The following is a 16053-nucleotide window of genomic DNA, read 5'->3' on the forward strand; positions in this document are numbered from 1 at the left end:
CTATCTTAATCAATATATTCACGATATTCACGATTACATGGTTAGTAATAGACTTCTTTTATTTATATCACATAGTATACCATATTTCTACATGAAAAGTTATATAAGCTGGATAACTTTTCAAAGATGGTAAGGACTTCATATACTATGTAAAAAAATGTAAAAATTATTAGATGAACAGTTTTTGGAAAATAAAGGTAAAAGAATGTTGATATAGAATAATACTAATAGAGTGAATATGTGTACTAATTAAGGGGAGAGATTTTATGAATAATTATTATGGTAAAAATATCTGTTTTTATTATTATGGAGAGGATCATTTAGTAATTAATCTATATAGATACATAAAACAACAAATAGAAAATAATAACTACGTTTATCTTTATGTAGATGAAGAGATTTATAAATTACTTATTAATAATTTAGATATAAATGAAAGAACAATGATAGAAAATCTTGATATTAGTAATGTATTAATGTCTTCCTACGATGAAGCTCTAAATTCCAAGAGGATATCAAAATTTCTTAGAGAGTTTAAAGCTAAGGCTTCCGATTTGGGATTTTGGGGAGCGAATTTTATATTAGATAGTGTTAAAATACTAAATAATACATGTAATACAATATTTCAAGAGTTTATTAAAACCTTATCTAGTCTATGTGAAAAAGAACACATAGATATACTAACATGTTATGATTTTTTAGACTATGTAAATAAAGGGAAAATAATTACTGAAGATATTATGAAATTTTCTTATAAATACCACGACTATAGAATGTTTGGAAATGAGATTCTACCAATAGAATCCTTTCGAATAGAGGGCAATATAGTGTAGCAAAATTTGGCTATTACAATCCTTTATAGTTATTAAAGTTCTATTGAAAATATCTATATAACAATCTATTGACACTAATAAATGCTATGATATCATATAATTATAAATGACATTGATAATTATTTTTATTTGATGCCATATGAATTTAATTACATTAAAATAAATTATTATATAAGAAATGAGGTAAAAGTTATGTCAATAGTAAAAATAAGTGATAAAGCTACTGTTGAATTCTTACAATTTTTAAAAGATAATGAGGTTACAGCAGATACAGTAAGAATTCATTTAGCAGGTATGGGCTGTGGTGGTCCTGTGTTTAATTTAGTCCTAGATGAGAAAAAAGACAGTGATAATACAGAAGTTATAGAAGGACTTACATTCTTAGTTGATAAATCAGTTACTGATCAATTTGGAGCTCTTACAATTCTTTCAGGTGAAGAGAATGGTGGAAGTGGATTTTCTATAGAGCCAGAAATAAAACCAGAAGGTGGCGGTTGTTCTGGTTGCACAAGTTGCGGCTAAATTTTAAAAACATAGTTATATAGAGAAAGATGTAGTGTTAAACCTTTTTAATACTACATCTTTTGTTTATATTTATTTCAAATAAGGTCTATTAGTAAATTAAATGACAAAATTAATTGACATTCAGAGTGATATTTATTAGTGTAATAAATATGTAGATATAGTCGCATAATATTACTGTATCTATAAAACTTAAAAAGAAAAGAGGTAAAAATATGTCAACAGTTAAGATAAGTGATAAAGCTACCGTTGAGTTCTTACAATTTTTAAAAGATAATGAAGTTACATCAGATACAGTAAGAATTCACTTTGCAGGTATGGGATGAGGCGGCCCAGTATTTAATCTAGTTTTAGATGAAAAAAAAGAAACTGATAACATAGAGGTTGTAGAAGGGCTTACATTCTTAGTAGATAAGTCTGTAAATGACCAATTTGGAGCGCTTACTATTCTTTCAGGTGAAGAGAATGGTAGAGGTGGATTTTCTATAGAACCTGAGAAGCAAGCAGAAGGCGGCGGATGTTCAAGTTGTAGCAGCTGCGGCTAATAAACAAAATATAATTTAATAATTTAAAGTGCAATGTTAAGCTCAATTAACATTGCACTTTATTTTTTTAAATATACTTATTACCATCTATAGAAAACATAGTTGAGTATAAAACTTTATATAATGCTTAAACTAATAGTGATAAATAAGTAGGAGGAAAATATTATGGCAAAAGCAGGAATGAGAAGACCAGATCCAAAAGACTCACACGGTACAGAAAGCAACAAGCATAATCACTTTCCTAAAAATGAAGCTCATCCAGTACCAGAAATTCAAGGTAAAGCTAAAACCTCAGATAAGAAAGCTAAACCGATTAGTTATGATGGAAAATGGTAAAATAATATTTGCATAGAAGTAAAATAGACTAATGTCTAATTTTATTTAAGTATAAGGAATTACTATAAGTAATTGCCTTAAAACTTGTAAAGCGGTGTTGTGTATTAATACATGATACCGCTTTTCGTTTTTATTAGTAGTAAAAATATTTACTACTTTTGTAGAGTGGTTTTAATAATGATTTCCTTAATAAGATTTGATTAAGGCTATAATATAGGTGCTAATAATATAAGAAGAAATATTTGATAAATTATTAACCTAAAGTATTACATACAACTTTATTTATTTATTCTAAGTAGTATGATATAATACTAAATTGATAATTAGAAAACATAGCACTTAATGAAGGAGATTTTTTAATGGATAAAAATTTAAAATACTATATAGAGACTTGGGGTTGTCCGTTTGTGTAAGTAAAGAGGAGTTAATAACGCAGCTATATCAGCAATTATGTTTTATATATAAACTTTAAATCAAGTCCACTTTTGAAATTCATACCAGTCACTTGTTTGTTTTTGACTGTTATTTTATTAATAATAGAATTTGAAAATTCTTTTATAGTATCTCTACCAACTGCATTTATAAACACCTTCATGTCTATATTTTCAGTTTTCATGAATATGTCATTAAGCATAGCATTTGTAGCTAGTTTAATAAAATTAACATCATTATCACTGGATCTTTTTTCATGTTTTAACTTGTTTTCTATTTCATTTAATTTATCATTCAGTTTATTTTTTTTAATTAAATAATCCTTCTCACTGATAGATTCATCATCAAACAAATATAGATCATCAAGTCTAGTTAATGCTCTTTTGTATTTTTCCCTTTCCTTTTTTAATCCTTCATTTTCCAAATTAATTACATTTTCCTGTTTCGAAACTTTAAAATTATCATTCTCATTAAAAATACTATCATATAATTCAGATATGCCCTCTATAGCAAGAACACCATCTAATGCCTTATTACTCAATAATATGTTTTCTAGCTCGTATTCGCTCGATATGGCTCTATTTTTGCTATTTCTAATAACATCAGATATGAAATTGAAAGTAAATTCACCGATTATCTTCTCTGATACTGTTTTTTGTTCACATCCTAAGTGATTATATCTACTAGTGCAGCAATAAAAAGATGGTATATACCCATCTAGGTGAGGTTTATCCTGCTTAGAATACAAACCCTTGTGGCACTCTCCGCATTCTAGGAGTCCAGCAAATACATGCGTTTTAGTATTATCTCTAAATTGTGCATTACTTCTTTTGGCATTTCTGTCCATAATATCATTGCAGTGTTGCCATATTTCTTTAGAAACTATCCCCTTATGGTTATCCTCTATTACTATCCATTCCGATTCATCTTTTTTCTTGCCTCGTGCTTGCTCCCTAAAGTTATATCTATAAATACCTATATAAAATGGATTCCGTATTATATCTGCTATTGTTTTAGTGGTCCAATTACCATCTCTTTTAGTTTTAATTCCATTAGCATTTAAAATATTTCTAACCCTTGAAGTTGATTCAGTATCCTTGTATTGTTCAAATATGAAATTAACTATTTCGGATTCATGTTGATCTGGAATAGGGAACTTAATGTTTTCATCCCATTTGTAGCCAAGTGGTACTGGGGCACCATTCCACATCCCTTTGCTAGCTCTATCCAGCATTACTGCTTTTACTCTTTCTGCTGTTAACTTCCTCTCTAGCTCTGCAAATACCAATATTATTTTTAACATTGCCTCACCCATAGCTGAACTAGTATCAAATTGTTCATTCTTGCTTACAAATACACAATTATATCTTTTAATCTCTTCATACATATCGCAAAAATCAATTAAATTTCTAGATATTCTATCAATCTTCCACACCAAAAGATGTGTAAATTCACCTTGCCTTATTCTGCTCATCATTTCCTGATACTTGGGTCTATCTGTATTCTTGCCACTATAACCAGCATCTTCAAAAATAACATAATCATTTACATTCAATGCATACTTGCTGTAATTAGATAATTCACTACGTTGTAACGGTAGTGAATCTTTGTCTATTTGGTAGTTTGTCGAAACTCTTACATATATAGCAACTTTATTCTTCACCTTCCAAATCCTCCTTTTTAAGAATTATACCTTCAATATCGGATTTTAGTGCAGCTATAAGTAACTCTTCCGTTGCCGTTCCTTTAAACTCTTTAAAAATATCTTTAGCAGAAGTCATCATCCCTAAATCTATAAGTTGTTCTATTGCTAATTTTAAACTTTTAAAATCTTCACGAGTTTTTACATATTCTTTATCAGTCGTTCCATACAACCAGTATTCCGTAGGCATTCCACTTTCCGCTACAAGTGATATCATAAATCTTTTAGATACATCTCTTTTACCATTTTCTATTAAGTTATAGTAAGATTCACTTACTTTTAATTTTCTAGCCATCTCTTTTTTTAGTAGCCCTTTTTCTTCTCTATATTCAATTAATCTTTCTGTAAACAAATTTAACACATCCTTTCTTGTTTATATTAGCATATTGAAAAGTTATTGTACACACACTTTTAAAAACTTTTCAAAATGAAAAGTTAATGAACATAAAGAAATTGCGAGAAAAATAGAGTATTATGAAGATATTTTAAGAATTTGGCATATAATTAACTTTTACAAAATTATAATGGGAATATATACTAAGTTCATGGCAAGGAGGTGACAACGTGGACATGAAACAATTAAGAAAACTTAGCGGATTGAAAACATCTAAAGTGTGTGAAGAATTAGGTATAAGCAGAACACAACTTTACAATTTAGAAAATAAAGTTTGCAAAATGGACAAGCTTAAAATTGAGAAACTAAGTTTTCTATACAGAGTTACAAAGGAAGAAATAATAAAAGCTTTGGAGGTGTGCTAGGTGGGGGAATTAGAAAAAATATTCATGGAAAATATGAATAAGTTTTTAAATGAAAAAAATTTATCAACTATTGAGGATGTAGAAAAGTATATTGAAGAAAACCCTTTAAATATTGGAATGTTTACAAAGTAAAATTTCAAAAATATTCAAGCGGCTCTACGGAAGGTAAATTATTCAAGCAGCTCCAACGTGAGGGTAAAAAATAAGGAGGAGTAAGAATGTTAGAAGATAAAGTGCGCATAACCCAACTAACAGAGTGTGCAGGCGGTGCGATAGCAGTGATCTTTGACGAGAGTAAAGGTAAATACTTTCTAGCACTTGCTACAGAACGAGGATATAACCATTATCCAATATCAAGAACTGCATATTATGAACTAATGAAATAGGAGGAATGGCAATGAATAACATTCAGATTTTTAAAAACGAAGAATTTGGACAAGTAAGAGCAATAACTAAAGATAACGAGCCTTGGTTTGTAGGGAAAGATGTAGCGACAGCATTAGGTTATAAAGATACATCGGATTCTATTAAAAGGCATGTAGATAATGAAGATAAGCTGACAAGGCGTTTCACCGACTCAGGTCAATCAAGAGAAATGACAGTCATTAATGAAAGTGGACTTTACAGTTTAATATTAGGTTCGAAGTTACCAAGTGCGAAGAAGTTTAAAAGGTGGGTAACAAATGATGTACTACCTAGTGTACGAAAACATGGTATGTATGCAACGGATGAATTGTTAGATAACCTAGACTTATTAATAGAGGTTGCAACAAAACTTAAAGAAGAAAGAGCAGCAAGAATTGAAGCTGAAAAGAAAGTTGCAATACTAAAACCTAAAGCAGAATTCTATGATGATGTTGCTGGCTCTAAGGATGCCATTGAAATGTCAGAGGTAGCAAAAGTATTAGCTATAAAAGGAATGGGCAGAAATAACTTATTTGAATTTCTAAGAGAAGAGAAAATACTACAGTCTAATAACATACCATATCAACAATATGTAGATAGAGAGTATTTTAGAGTTTTAGAACAAAAGTATATAACATCTAAAGGAGAAACAAAGATTAATATTAAAACTTTGGTATTTCAAAAAGGTGTTGAATATATAAGAAAATTAATTAAGGAGGAATGTTAATCATGAAAGCAACGGGAATAGTAAGAAAGGTAGATGAACTAGGGAGGATAAGTATCCCAGCAGAATTAAGAAGGAATCTAGGAATAGAAATTAAGGATCCACTAGAAATTTACGTAGATGGTGACCAGGTTATATTAAAGAAATATGAGCCTACATGTCTATTTTGTGGTGAAGGTGCTGGAATTAAAAACTTTAATGGAAAGAATATATGTCAAAGCTGTATTGATGAAATAAGTGAAATTAGATAGCTGAATACGAGAGGATGAGTAAATATGTTGTTTAACTTTTTTAAAGAACTAAAAGCTCAAACTACAGAAAAAGAATTTAAAGAAGTTCTAAAGATAGCAACTCAAGACCTTATGTTTAATCAAGTTAAATTTGATAAAAGAACTAGTGAAAGGAAGGTTATTGAAGTATGTATGGAGAGTCTAACATTTATACAGAAAGGAACAAACTTGTAAAGCAAACAAAAGAGCAAGCAGTTAAGAAGATATCAGAACTTCAACGAAAGAGAAAAAGAGAATTTCTTATTAATGATGCAGATGTACATGCTATGGAAAATTCACAAAGAATACGTAAGAGGACTAATAATTATAAATGGTAAGGAGTGAGAGAATGGCAACATTGCTAACGATAAATGAACAGTGCCATGAAGTTGAAAGACTTTGTAAGGAAGAAGGCAAAAGTATAAGTGAAGCCATAGAAATAGTAAAAGGTTGCTCCACCGACCAAAGTAAGACGCAACCTAAAGAAAATATTCTTTCTGAAATTATACCACCTGGCGCAGAATTAGACAACAATGAGATTTATGACAAACATACAGGAGAAACTATTAGGGATTTAAATTATAAGGGGGAAATATAGATGAATGAATTAAGAGCAATAGATTTAGAGGAAGTTGTTAATGGATATGAAACAGAGGATCAAGGGTTTAAAGTTAAAGACCTACAAGGTGCTAATTGGTGTTTTAGAAAGCTTAAGGCTTTAGAAGAAAGAAAAGCTGAACTTAATGCAGTAGCAGCAGAAGAAATTCAGAGGATTAATAGCTGGTTAGAGTCAACAATAAAGAGCGTTGATAGTGATGAAGAATACTTTAAAACTAAGATACTGGAGTATTATACAGATGCTAAATCAGAAAATTCTAAATTTAAATTGACTACACCTTATGGCAAAGTTACATCTAGAAAGAATAAAAAGTGGTGCTACCAAGATGAGGAAACCATTAAACAATACATGCAAGATAACAATGATAGTGAGGCCATAAGAATAAAAGAGGAACTTAATAAGACTTATATTAAGTCTAAATATAAAGATGGTGTAAATCAAGAAACTGGAGAACTTATTCCAGGTATAGAAGTAATAGAAACTGAAGATATTACAGTGAAAGTTGAATAGGAGGATGAGTATGTTATGGAAGAAATAATGATACAAAATCAATCGCTTAGTTTAATTGATACAGTTGATATAAGTACAATACAAGGGACTATGAATAAAATAGCTACATTTCAAGCAGTTATACAAAAAAACTTAAAAGATGGCCATGATTTTGGTGTGGTAGCAGGAGTAGGAAGTAAACCAACATTACTTAAGCCAGGTGGAGAAAAAATATGTATGATGTTTGGACTTAATCCGGAATATGAGTTTTTAGAGAAAACAGAAAACTATAAAGATGGGTTCTTTGCCTATAACATAAAATGTACTCTTTATAGAAATGGGCAACCAGTAAGCCAAGGAGTAGGTAACTGCAACAGTATGGAAAAGAAATATAGATATATTAATTCTGATACTATTCCAGATGGAATAGATCCTGTATCAGTAGAGCAATTCACTGATAAATACGGTCGAATTAAGTACAAAATACCTAATCCACATATAGCTGATTTAGTTAATACAATACTTAAAATGGCTAAAAAGAGAGCTTTCATAGATGCAGTATTGCAAGTAGCAAGTTTAAGTGATGTGTTTACACAAGATTTAGAAGATATTAAAGACTTTGTACAGGCTGAACAAAGTGTAGCAGTTTCAAATATGACAGTAGATGAAGCAAGAAATGTAAAGGTACCTTTTGGAAAGTATAAAGGAAATACACTAGGAGAGGTAGAGAGTAAAGATAAGAAGTATATTGAATGGTTACATGATAAATCAAAGGACCAAGTAATTAAATCAGCTGCATATATCATCCTAAGTAATAAATTAGAGTCATCAAAAGATAATAACAATGATGCAGTAGAACAAATTGATTTCACTGATACACCATTGGGAGGGGAAGCTAATGTATAAAGAAGAGGTAGACCTTAGATCTGATGATGGTAAGGTAATATCCATCAAAGATGGTGGTGGACATATAGAAATATCTATTGAAGATGGAGATGTGGAGAAACTCATTAAATTTAGCTATAGCCAATGGAATGACTTAACTAATTCTATAGATAGGCAGTGGGGTTTAAAAACCTTTGAAAATATTAGTGACAAGTAGGTGAAGTAATGGCGGAAGGATGGATAAAGCTCCATAGAGCAATACGTAAAAACTGGATATGGGAAGATGCTCAAAAATTAAAATGGTGGTTAGATATCATTCTTCAGGCTAACCACCAGGAGAGAAAAGTGTTATTAGGTAATGAATTAGTAGTGGTAGAAAGAGGGAGTTTTCATACTTCTGAGCTGAAACTTGCTAAAAAATGGGGGGTGTCAAAAACGACTGTAAGGAAATTTTTAGAGCTACTAGAAAGTGACCGAATGATAACAACAATAAAATCAAAAAAAGGTACTACCTTAAAAGTAAGTAATTATGAGGATTATCAAGGATACACTAATGAAGAAGATGTGGTTCCAAAAAGCGAAAAAACCACCAATGAAGATAGTAATACTAATGGTTCAGACATGGTTTTTAACAATGAAAAAACCATATTGAAACCACCGAAAACCACTAAAAATTTAACAGATGATAAAATTACTCAAAAAAACAAACCACCACATCAACAAAATTATTGCAAAAATAGTACCACCAATGAAGATAGTAATACCAATGGTTTAGATGTGATTTTTAAGAACGAAAAAACCATAAAAAAACCACAAAAGAACCATAGTCTAGACCATAAAAGAACCATAGAAGAACCACAAAAGAACCATAAGGTAGACACAAACAAGAATGATAAAGAATTATATAAGAATTATAAGAATGAGGAAGAAGGAAAAGAAGGGGAAGAAAATCCCCCTTCAACTCCACCTCTATCCTTTCCTACTCCATATCATGAGGTCATATATAATCAGTGGACAGAAAATAACTACAGAACTTGGTTTATGAATAGTGATATAGAGGATAAGGAAAATGAAATAGTTATATCAGTAAAATCAGAGTTTGTAGAAAGTGTTATCAATGAGAAGTTTAAAAAGCAGCTAGATATATTACTAGGCAAAAAAGTAGTAGTTAGCTTGAAAGAAATATAGAGAAGAGGTAGAAAGATGATTGATTTAAATAAAATAGTAAATGATACTTTGGTTGAAATGGAAAAGGAAAGCTATGTTGAGAAGGTTGTTAAGTCTACATTAGAAAAAACTATAGCTAGTATAGTTGAGGATGTATTTAGAAGTTATAGTGATTTTGGAAAAAATCTTAAAACTCACATAGAAGAAAATCTAAACGTTAATTTTAGAAACTTGGGAATAGAAGGATATAACGGGTTAGTATTAGCGGCAGTACAGGAGCAACTAGATAAAGCAATAACTATTCAAGGTATAGAAAAGATAAAAGAAAGTATGAATGAGATGCTTAGTGATGTAAAGGAAGAATATACACTTACTGAAATAATAACAGCTCTAAAAGCAGAATCTTGCAAAGAAGAATATGAATTTGATTATGATGAAAAAATTGAATTAATAATTGAGGATTCAAACTATGGATACAAGCACATTTATATGGATGAAGAAGAAAAAATAGTAAATATGAATGTGATTATCAAATTAGTTTAGACAAAGAAGGAAAGCCATATAGCATAAAGCTCAAAGGTGATGAAATCAATACTAAGAAAATAATGGGTGGTTTATATGGATTAGATAAACTTTTATTTAAGATATACTCTTCAGGAGCAAAAATTGTACTGGATCAAGGTGAGTGTTCAGATGATTATGAATATGAGCTGTATTATACTCATGAAGATTAGGAGGCCACATGGAAATTAAAGAATTACTGAAGATGCAAAAGGCTTTCGATAGGTATTTAGCTGCTAAACAAATAGGACAAGCTAATAATGAAAGGCTAGATGAATGGAATAGATCTGTACTAGATAAAAAGTTATTAGCTCTAAGTGTAGAGGTTGGAGAACTGGCTAATGCTACCAGGTGCTTTAAGTACTGGAGTGTTAAAGATGATGAAGGAACAGAGAAAATACTAGATGAATTTGCAGATGTGCTTCATTTTCTCTTATCCGTTGCAAATAGCCTTCAATTCACATCGGAGGATATAGAACATGCTTATATCCGAAAGCACTCTGAAAACTATCGTAGGCAAGCCGAAGGATATTAGCAGAAAGGGGATTGTATAAAAATGAGTTGGTCGGACTTGAAAAGAAAATATAAAGGAGTTGAGCTTACAGAATTCTTAATAATTGAGTATATATCATTAGGATGTTACAGAGAGCTAGAGTTAAAGTATAACGTAAGTAAGCCATGTATAGAGTCAGCTATTAAAGCTAATTTAGAGTATGTGAGAGATGAAAAACCATACCTATATGAACTTTATAAGGATAAAGTAGCCTGGAATAAGAAAAATGGTGCAAAACTCGTAAAGAAACGACCTAAGAAATATAACACATATGGCATTTACTGTAAGGGGTTAAAACCTTTTAAGCCCCAAATGTTTGAAACACTACCAGCACAAATGAACTATAAAGAATTTCTAGATTTAATGTTGAAATACAACACAGGTAATAGAACGGGTGATGATCTAATTCACATAGCTGCTAAGTATGGCACTAGAGTTTATAGGCTAATTAAAAATAAGAAGGTTTTTATATAAAAATGATGGGATAGGAGAGAGTTACTATGATTATAGTTGAAGGTAAGATTAAAGGAAAAGCTAGACCAAGAGTTTATAACGGACATGCTATGACACCACAAGATAGTGTTAATTATGAAAATTGGGTAAGGCTTTGCTATCAACAACAAGGAGGAATACATCTTGAAGGACCTATAAAGGCAAATATAATTGTTTTTCATAAGGTACCTAAGAGTTGTACTAAGAGAAGGTTAAAAGAAATTAGAGAAGGTTTTGAGTATCCACAGAAAAAACCTGATGCTGATAATATAGCAAAGATAGTTTTAGATAGCTTAAATAAAATAGCATATGATGATGATAGCCAGGTAGTAGAATTAACAGTCATAAAAAGATGGACTGAAGATATAGAAAGAATTGAATTTAAATTGGAGGGAATTAGTAATGAATAAAATAAGTGAAAAGTTAGATTTATCAAGAAAGGTATTAGATATAGATATTGAGAGTCCAGTGTTTAATTGTATGTTACATGATCTAAATATGGAGATAGAAAGAGTTATTAAACAAGTTTATGATGAAAAGTTTGAAGGTGGAGAGATAACATTAAAGCTTAGTATTGAAATTCCAAATGGATATGAAACTATTCCTAAGACTGACGAATTTGGAGAAATGATTAACGAAACGTACAAGTACAGAAAGCCTGTATTTGAGCATAAGGTAACTACAACTCTTAAAAAGCAGTACAAAAATGAGGGAATCTTTAATGAAAAGAGAGATATTCAATTTAAAGATGGCAAGTTTATAGCAGTGCCAATCAAGAGGAGCCAAATGCATATTGATGATTTAATACAAATTTCAAATGAATAATTAGAGAAATACCCATTAGCGAGGGCACAGTATTACACCTGTGTTCTCATATAGGAATCAAATAAGAATAAAGTGAGGTTGATAACTGATGAAAAAGATAGTCATGACTGGAAATAAAGAAAATCTAGAAAAACCAGAAAGTATAATAGAATTTCCAGGAGGTAGCATATCTGTTTGTAGAACTACCCAAAATGAATATTGGGCGCATATAGAAGTAAATGAAGAACAAATTCTAGATAGTGTAAGAGAAGCGAAAATAGGAGCAATTAAGAAAATTAGATATGATACAAGCGAAGGGGCTGAAACAGTAGATATAAAAACAAATCATTTTGCTGTGTTAATTGGAGTTTCTTAGTAATTTGTAATAAATAAAAAATAGATCAGAGAAGGAGAATGAAAATAATGAATAAGGTAGTTTTAATAGGCCGCATGACTAAGGATCCAGAGTTAAAGTTTACTTCAGGAACAGGAACTGCAGTAGCAACATTTACTATAGCGGTAAATAGAAGATTTAAGAAAGAGGGCCAACCAGAAGCCGATTTTATACCAGTAGTAGTATGGGGTAAACAGGCTGAAAGTACTGCAAACTATATGAGTAAGGGTAAACTTTTAAGTGTAGCAGGTAGAATTGAAACTAGGTCCTATGAAGCCAAGGATGGTGGAAGAAGATATGTTACTGAGGTTGTAGCTGATGAAGTGAGCTTCTTAGAATATGGTAATAAGAATGAATCGCAGGCAAGTAATGATTATATGCCAGTAGATGATGGAGAAGATATGCCATTCTAAATATTAAAAGAAATTAGGTGATAAATTGAAACTCAAAAGATTAAGCAATATAAAGTGGATAGGTGGAAAACATGGCAAAGAAGAGCTTTATATAGATTTAATGCCTAAGCATAATATATTTTGTGATTGTTTCTTTGGATCCGGAGCGGTTCCATTTTATAAAGAGACAGTAAATCCATCAAAGTTAACCATCGTAAATGACATAAACGATAGACTTGTAAATTATATGATGGTGCTTAAAGATAATCCGGAACAACTATACAAAGAATGTTCAGCATTACCCTATAGTGAAAGTTTATATGAAAAGTGGAAATGGGAGCCATGGCCGGAGGATAATTTGGAATCAGCAGTTAGGTTTTATTACTTAATGAGGGTTTGCTTTGGAGGTGGAGGACATAAGTACCGAAATGGGATTGGATTATCTAAAACGCAAAATAAGGCTAAGCAATTAATAAGTGCAACAGAGCTTATACCTGGAATGGCTGAATTAATTAAAACATGGAATATATTAAGTCGAGATTTTGAAGAAGTAATAAAGTTCTATGATACAGAAGATACACTATTCTTTCTAGATCCACCATATCATGACCATGAAAATATGTACTTTGGAGGATTTGAAGAGAAGGATCATATTAGGTTAAAAGAAAGACTAGACAAAATAAAAGGAAAAGCCATGGTTTGTTATTATAGTAGTCCACTAATTGATGAACTATACAAGGATTGGTATGTAATTAAATATAGTACGGCCAGTCAAATAAAAAATAGAGCTGCAGGTGATAAGATGCCAGTTAGAAATGAATTAATTTTAATGAATTATGAACCAATGATTGAAGAACAGTTAAAGATATTTTAAGTTCAGGACTAAGGTCATATGGGAGTACTGCTGCAAGGTGGTATTCTTATATGACAATCATATAAGAATTGGTTAGGAGATATGGCATGAAGAAACTTAGCAACATGGGTGGCGGAGAATTTGAGTTCAACCCTTTAGGCTTAGATAAGAAAATTAACAAAAGAGAAAAGTACTTTGAAAAGTCCCTAGAAGATTTAGAAAATCTAATTGATAAATTGGGAACTGAGTATGTAAAAGAAGAATTAGGAATCAAAGAAAATTTTGAGAAGGATGTAATTAGACAAATGATGCTTAAGAGAATGTAGTGAGTAATTCAACTAAATTATAAAGACTTTAATAAATAAAAAAGGACACGCTATTGTGCCCCTTTGTCAATAAATACTTCACCGTTACCAACTATTACAATTCTATAGTCAGGTTTAAGAGGAATCAAATTATATTTAGCTGACTTAGGTTCTAGACGAATAGATTGTATTATAAGTTGATTTTCATCATAAAGAGTAAGATAAACACTATAAGTTGGTGAGATATTTTGAACGATATAAGTTTCATTTGCTGAAAAATTAAAATCAGCTGCTTTATAAACACCCTCTTTAAATACGTTAGCAGCAAATGCAGGTGTTGCAATAAATGTACTAAATACTAATGTCATTAAAATTAATAATATAGTAGCAAATTTTTTCATAGTATAACCACCTTTCAGACTTATTTTGTGTAATAGCAATAATAATATACAGATTTGTGGTTTAGGAAAACAGGTCATATATGGTGAATAATTAGCAATTCAAATATAAGCAGAAATAAGCAAGCATGAGAGTGTAAGTACACATATTGTAGATATGGTGAAATAGAAAGGAGATTTGTAGATATGGATAATACAGAAATAATTGAGTTAATGTGGTTAAAATTAAATGGTTTTAACTATATTGTTAGAAACCAAATAGGCTCTGTTGAAGCATTTGTGAATAAACCACATAGAAATTTTGGACATGGATATGCAACATGGGTTGAAAATAAATATCCCATGACATATGAAGAAATGAAGCGAAGAAAAGATATAGAATTAGGAAAATATGATTTCATAGAATGGGATAATGAACCAATTTTGATAAGTGGATTAATGGACAGATATCAAATTGTTATAAAGGATTAATTTATAATTCAAAGATTTTAAGTAGTTGTATAAATAACAACAACTGAGGGTATAGGACAATCCTACATCCTCTCGATATAGATTGGATACGATAAAATTGAATAAAATTAGAGGTAAAGAGATATGAAATTAATAGATTTTTTAGAGAGATATGTATTTGTGAATAGTGAAGAAGAGGAGGAAGAAGATGATAGTAGTAAAAGGGAAGATAAAAGGTAAAGCTAGACCGAGAGTCTATAACGGACATGCTATGACTCCTAAGGATACAGTTAATTATGAGAATTGGGTAAGGATTAATTATAAGGAGCAAGATGGAAAATATTTAGATGGACCAATTAAAGCTAGAATAATAGCTTATTATCCAATAATGAGTAGTTACCCTAAAAAAAGAGTAAAGGCTATAAAAGAAGGATTAGAGTATCCAACTAAAAAGCCAGATGGAGATAATATTGCAAAGATAATTTTAGATAGCTTAAATGGAATAGCATTTAAAGATGATAGTCAAATTGTAGAGCTTACTATACTTAAGAGATATACAGAAGAACTGGAGAGAGTTGAGTTTGAACTGGAGGAGATAAAGCTTGAATAAAGAACTATTTAGAAAGACAGAAGGCGAATTATATGGTTATTTCCATGACATAGAGGATTTAAAGAGAGTAAGAGCAGAAATAGTATCTCTTAATATTGCTATAGAAAACTTAGACAAACGAATTAGAGAATGTAATGTTAGTATAGATCCAGAACAAAGTGGATGTATGCAGCTTACAGAAAGAGTTCAAACTTCTACAAACTATACAAGCTATGTTGAAAAAGAGATAACTAAAGCTATAGGAGATATGGAAAGAGAACAGGCACATAAGATAAGAAAGCTATTTAAGCTAGAATGTAGAGAGAGAAATCTAAGCTACAAGGTTGAGAATATGGAAAGAAACATATGTATGTTAAAAGAAGAATATAAGAAGTTTCTAGAACTAAAGTATAACACTGTGGTATATGAAAAGATGGGAATGAGGGATATAGCTCTAGAATTAAATATGGGTAAGAATAGAGCTTATGAACTTAGAGAGAAATTAGTAAATGATATAGCAAGATTTAATAAAAATTTCGAGACAAAATAGGGACAAAGTAAGGCCACATGAAAGA

29 protein-coding genes are annotated in these 16053 nt (G+C 30.6%); 26 read left to right on the plus strand and 3 right to left on the minus strand.

Annotated features, from left to right (window positions below):
• The first annotated feature begins 266 nt into the window (after window positions 1-266).
• The 3 genes from B3W71_RS07400 (at window position 267) to B3W71_RS07410 (ending at window position 2236) form a co-directional block, all read left to right on the plus strand.
• Window positions 267-833: an MEDS domain-containing protein gene (locus B3W71_RS07400; protein WP_346888298.1), complete on the plus strand. Its 567-nt coding sequence runs from the start codon at window positions 267-269 to the stop codon at window positions 831-833.
• Between the two features lie 192 nt (window positions 834-1025).
• A complete protein-coding gene (locus tag B3W71_RS07405) occupies window positions 1026-1355 on the plus strand; it encodes a HesB-like protein (RefSeq protein ID WP_346888299.1) in 330 nt (109 codons plus the stop codon).
• Window positions 1356-2065: 710 nt separating this feature from the next.
• Window positions 2066-2236 carry a hypothetical protein gene (locus B3W71_RS07410; RefSeq protein ID WP_346888300.1) on the plus strand — a complete coding sequence of 57 codons (171 nt, stop codon included), beginning with the start codon at window positions 2066-2068 and terminating at the stop codon, window positions 2234-2236.
• 448 nt (window positions 2237-2684) lie between these two features.
• Here B3W71_RS07410 and B3W71_RS07415 read toward each other — a convergent pair whose 3' ends face one another.
• Together B3W71_RS07415 and B3W71_RS07420 are read right to left on the minus strand one after the other, a co-directional pair.
• On the minus strand, window positions 2685-4331 hold the full coding sequence (locus B3W71_RS07415) for a recombinase family protein (protein WP_346888301.1): 1647 nt from the start codon (window positions 4329-4331) through the stop codon (window positions 2685-2687).
• Window positions 4321-4722: a helix-turn-helix transcriptional regulator gene (locus tag B3W71_RS07420; protein ID WP_346888302.1), complete on the minus strand. Its 402-nt coding sequence runs from the start codon at window positions 4720-4722 to the stop codon at window positions 4321-4323. Before B3W71_RS07420 ends, B3W71_RS07415 begins: the two co-directional genes overlap by 11 nt.
• Window positions 4723-4934: 212 nt before the next feature.
• Between B3W71_RS07420 and B3W71_RS07425 the strand changes: the two genes are divergently transcribed.
• The 20 genes from B3W71_RS07425 to B3W71_RS07520 all read left to right on the plus strand — a co-directional run bounded on the left by B3W71_RS07425 (window position 4935) and on the right by B3W71_RS07520 (window position 14062).
• Window positions 4935-5129, plus strand: coding sequence for a helix-turn-helix domain-containing protein (locus B3W71_RS07425; RefSeq protein WP_414632000.1), 195 nt, complete (start codon window positions 4935-4937; stop codon window positions 5127-5129).
• Window positions 5130-5261, plus strand: a complete 132-nt coding sequence (locus B3W71_RS07430) for a hypothetical protein (RefSeq protein ID WP_346888303.1) — start codon at window positions 5130-5132, stop codon at window positions 5259-5261.
• An 86-nt stretch (window positions 5262-5347) separates the two neighbouring features.
• Entirely contained in the window at window positions 5348-5515 is a 168-nt protein-coding gene (locus tag B3W71_RS07435) for a hypothetical protein (RefSeq protein ID WP_346888304.1), read from the plus strand.
• Between the two features lie 11 nt (window positions 5516-5526).
• The gene (locus tag B3W71_RS07440) at window positions 5527-6261 is read left to right on the plus strand and encodes a phage antirepressor (RefSeq protein WP_346888305.1); all 735 of its coding nucleotides are present in this window, start codon (window positions 5527-5529) and stop codon (window positions 6259-6261) included.
• Window positions 6262-6263: 2 nt separating this feature from the next.
• Window positions 6264-6509: an AbrB/MazE/SpoVT family DNA-binding domain-containing protein gene (locus tag B3W71_RS07445; RefSeq protein WP_346888306.1), complete on the plus strand. Its 246-nt coding sequence runs from the start codon at window positions 6264-6266 to the stop codon at window positions 6507-6509.
• A 24-nt stretch (window positions 6510-6533) separates the two neighbouring features.
• Window positions 6534-6722 carry a hypothetical protein gene (locus tag B3W71_RS07450; RefSeq protein WP_346888307.1) on the plus strand — a complete coding sequence of 63 codons (189 nt, stop codon included), beginning with the start codon at window positions 6534-6536 and terminating at the stop codon, window positions 6720-6722.
• 154 nt (window positions 6723-6876) lie between these two features.
• Entirely contained in the window at window positions 6877-7125 is a 249-nt protein-coding gene (locus tag B3W71_RS07455; RefSeq protein WP_346888308.1) for a hypothetical protein, read from the plus strand.
• Complete coding sequence (locus tag B3W71_RS07460; RefSeq protein WP_346888309.1) at window positions 7126-7656, plus strand: host-nuclease inhibitor Gam family protein; 531 nt, start codon at window positions 7126-7128, stop codon at window positions 7654-7656.
• A 15-nt stretch (window positions 7657-7671) separates the two neighbouring features.
• On the plus strand, window positions 7672-8541 hold the full coding sequence (locus tag B3W71_RS07465) for a hypothetical protein (protein WP_346888310.1): 870 nt from the start codon (window positions 7672-7674) through the stop codon (window positions 8539-8541).
• Window positions 8534-8737: a hypothetical protein gene (locus B3W71_RS07470; protein ID WP_346888311.1), complete on the plus strand. Its 204-nt coding sequence runs from the start codon at window positions 8534-8536 to the stop codon at window positions 8735-8737. Before B3W71_RS07465 ends, B3W71_RS07470 begins: the two co-directional genes overlap by 8 nt.
• 8 nt (window positions 8738-8745) lie before the next feature.
• Window positions 8746-9708, plus strand: a complete 963-nt coding sequence (locus B3W71_RS07475) for a DnaA N-terminal domain-containing protein (protein ID WP_346888312.1) — start codon at window positions 8746-8748, stop codon at window positions 9706-9708.
• 15 nt (window positions 9709-9723) lie between these two features.
• The gene (locus B3W71_RS07480) at window positions 9724-10230 is read left to right on the plus strand and encodes a hypothetical protein (RefSeq protein ID WP_346888313.1); all 507 of its coding nucleotides are present in this window, start codon (window positions 9724-9726) and stop codon (window positions 10228-10230) included.
• Window positions 10231-10429: 199 nt separating this feature from the next.
• Window positions 10430-10783: a dUTPase gene (locus tag B3W71_RS07485; RefSeq protein WP_346888314.1), complete on the plus strand. Its 354-nt coding sequence runs from the start codon at window positions 10430-10432 to the stop codon at window positions 10781-10783.
• A gap of 21 nt (window positions 10784-10804) precedes the next feature.
• Entirely contained in the window at window positions 10805-11275 is a 471-nt protein-coding gene (locus B3W71_RS07490; RefSeq protein ID WP_346888315.1) for a hypothetical protein, read from the plus strand.
• Between the two features lie 26 nt (window positions 11276-11301).
• Window positions 11302-11703, plus strand: a complete 402-nt coding sequence (locus B3W71_RS07495) for a RusA family crossover junction endodeoxyribonuclease (protein ID WP_346888316.1) — start codon at window positions 11302-11304, stop codon at window positions 11701-11703.
• Window positions 11696-12118, plus strand: a complete 423-nt coding sequence (locus tag B3W71_RS07500) for a hypothetical protein (protein WP_346888317.1) — start codon at window positions 11696-11698, stop codon at window positions 12116-12118. Before B3W71_RS07495 ends, B3W71_RS07500 begins: the two co-directional genes overlap by 8 nt.
• 88 nt (window positions 12119-12206) lie before the next feature.
• A complete protein-coding gene (locus B3W71_RS07505; RefSeq protein ID WP_346888318.1) occupies window positions 12207-12473 on the plus strand; it encodes a hypothetical protein in 267 nt (88 codons plus the stop codon).
• A gap of 47 nt (window positions 12474-12520) precedes the next feature.
• A complete protein-coding gene (locus B3W71_RS07510) occupies window positions 12521-12904 on the plus strand; it encodes a single-stranded DNA-binding protein (protein ID WP_346888319.1) in 384 nt (127 codons plus the stop codon).
• 25 nt (window positions 12905-12929) lie between these two features.
• On the plus strand, window positions 12930-13757 hold the full coding sequence (locus tag B3W71_RS07515; protein ID WP_346888320.1) for a DNA adenine methylase: 828 nt from the start codon (window positions 12930-12932) through the stop codon (window positions 13755-13757).
• A gap of 86 nt (window positions 13758-13843) precedes the next feature.
• On the plus strand, window positions 13844-14062 hold the full coding sequence (locus tag B3W71_RS07520; RefSeq protein ID WP_346888321.1) for a hypothetical protein: 219 nt from the start codon (window positions 13844-13846) through the stop codon (window positions 14060-14062).
• A gap of 50 nt (window positions 14063-14112) precedes the next feature.
• Here B3W71_RS07520 and B3W71_RS07525 read toward each other — a convergent pair whose 3' ends face one another.
• Window positions 14113-14442, minus strand: a complete 330-nt coding sequence (locus B3W71_RS07525; protein WP_346888322.1) for a hypothetical protein — start codon at window positions 14440-14442, stop codon at window positions 14113-14115.
• Between the two features lie 183 nt (window positions 14443-14625).
• Here B3W71_RS07525 and B3W71_RS07530 point away from each other — a divergent pair, with 183 nt between their 5' ends.
• The 3 genes from B3W71_RS07530 (at window position 14626) to B3W71_RS07540 (ending at window position 16028) form a co-directional block, all read left to right on the plus strand.
• Window positions 14626-14910, plus strand: coding sequence for a hypothetical protein (locus B3W71_RS07530; protein ID WP_346888323.1), 285 nt, complete (start codon window positions 14626-14628; stop codon window positions 14908-14910).
• A 187-nt stretch (window positions 14911-15097) separates the two neighbouring features.
• Complete coding sequence (locus B3W71_RS07535; protein WP_346888324.1) at window positions 15098-15499, plus strand: RusA family crossover junction endodeoxyribonuclease; 402 nt, start codon at window positions 15098-15100, stop codon at window positions 15497-15499.
• Window positions 15492-16028, plus strand: coding sequence for a sigma-70 family RNA polymerase sigma factor (locus tag B3W71_RS07540; RefSeq protein WP_346888325.1), 537 nt, complete (start codon window positions 15492-15494; stop codon window positions 16026-16028). The genes B3W71_RS07535 and B3W71_RS07540 overlap by 8 nt, the downstream gene beginning before the upstream one ends.
• Window positions 16029-16053 lie beyond the last annotated feature (25 nt).

This window comes from Clostridium sp. UBA1056, from assembly GCA_002316385.1.
Lineage (GTDB): Bacteria > Bacillota > Clostridia > Clostridiales > Clostridiaceae > Clostridium_J.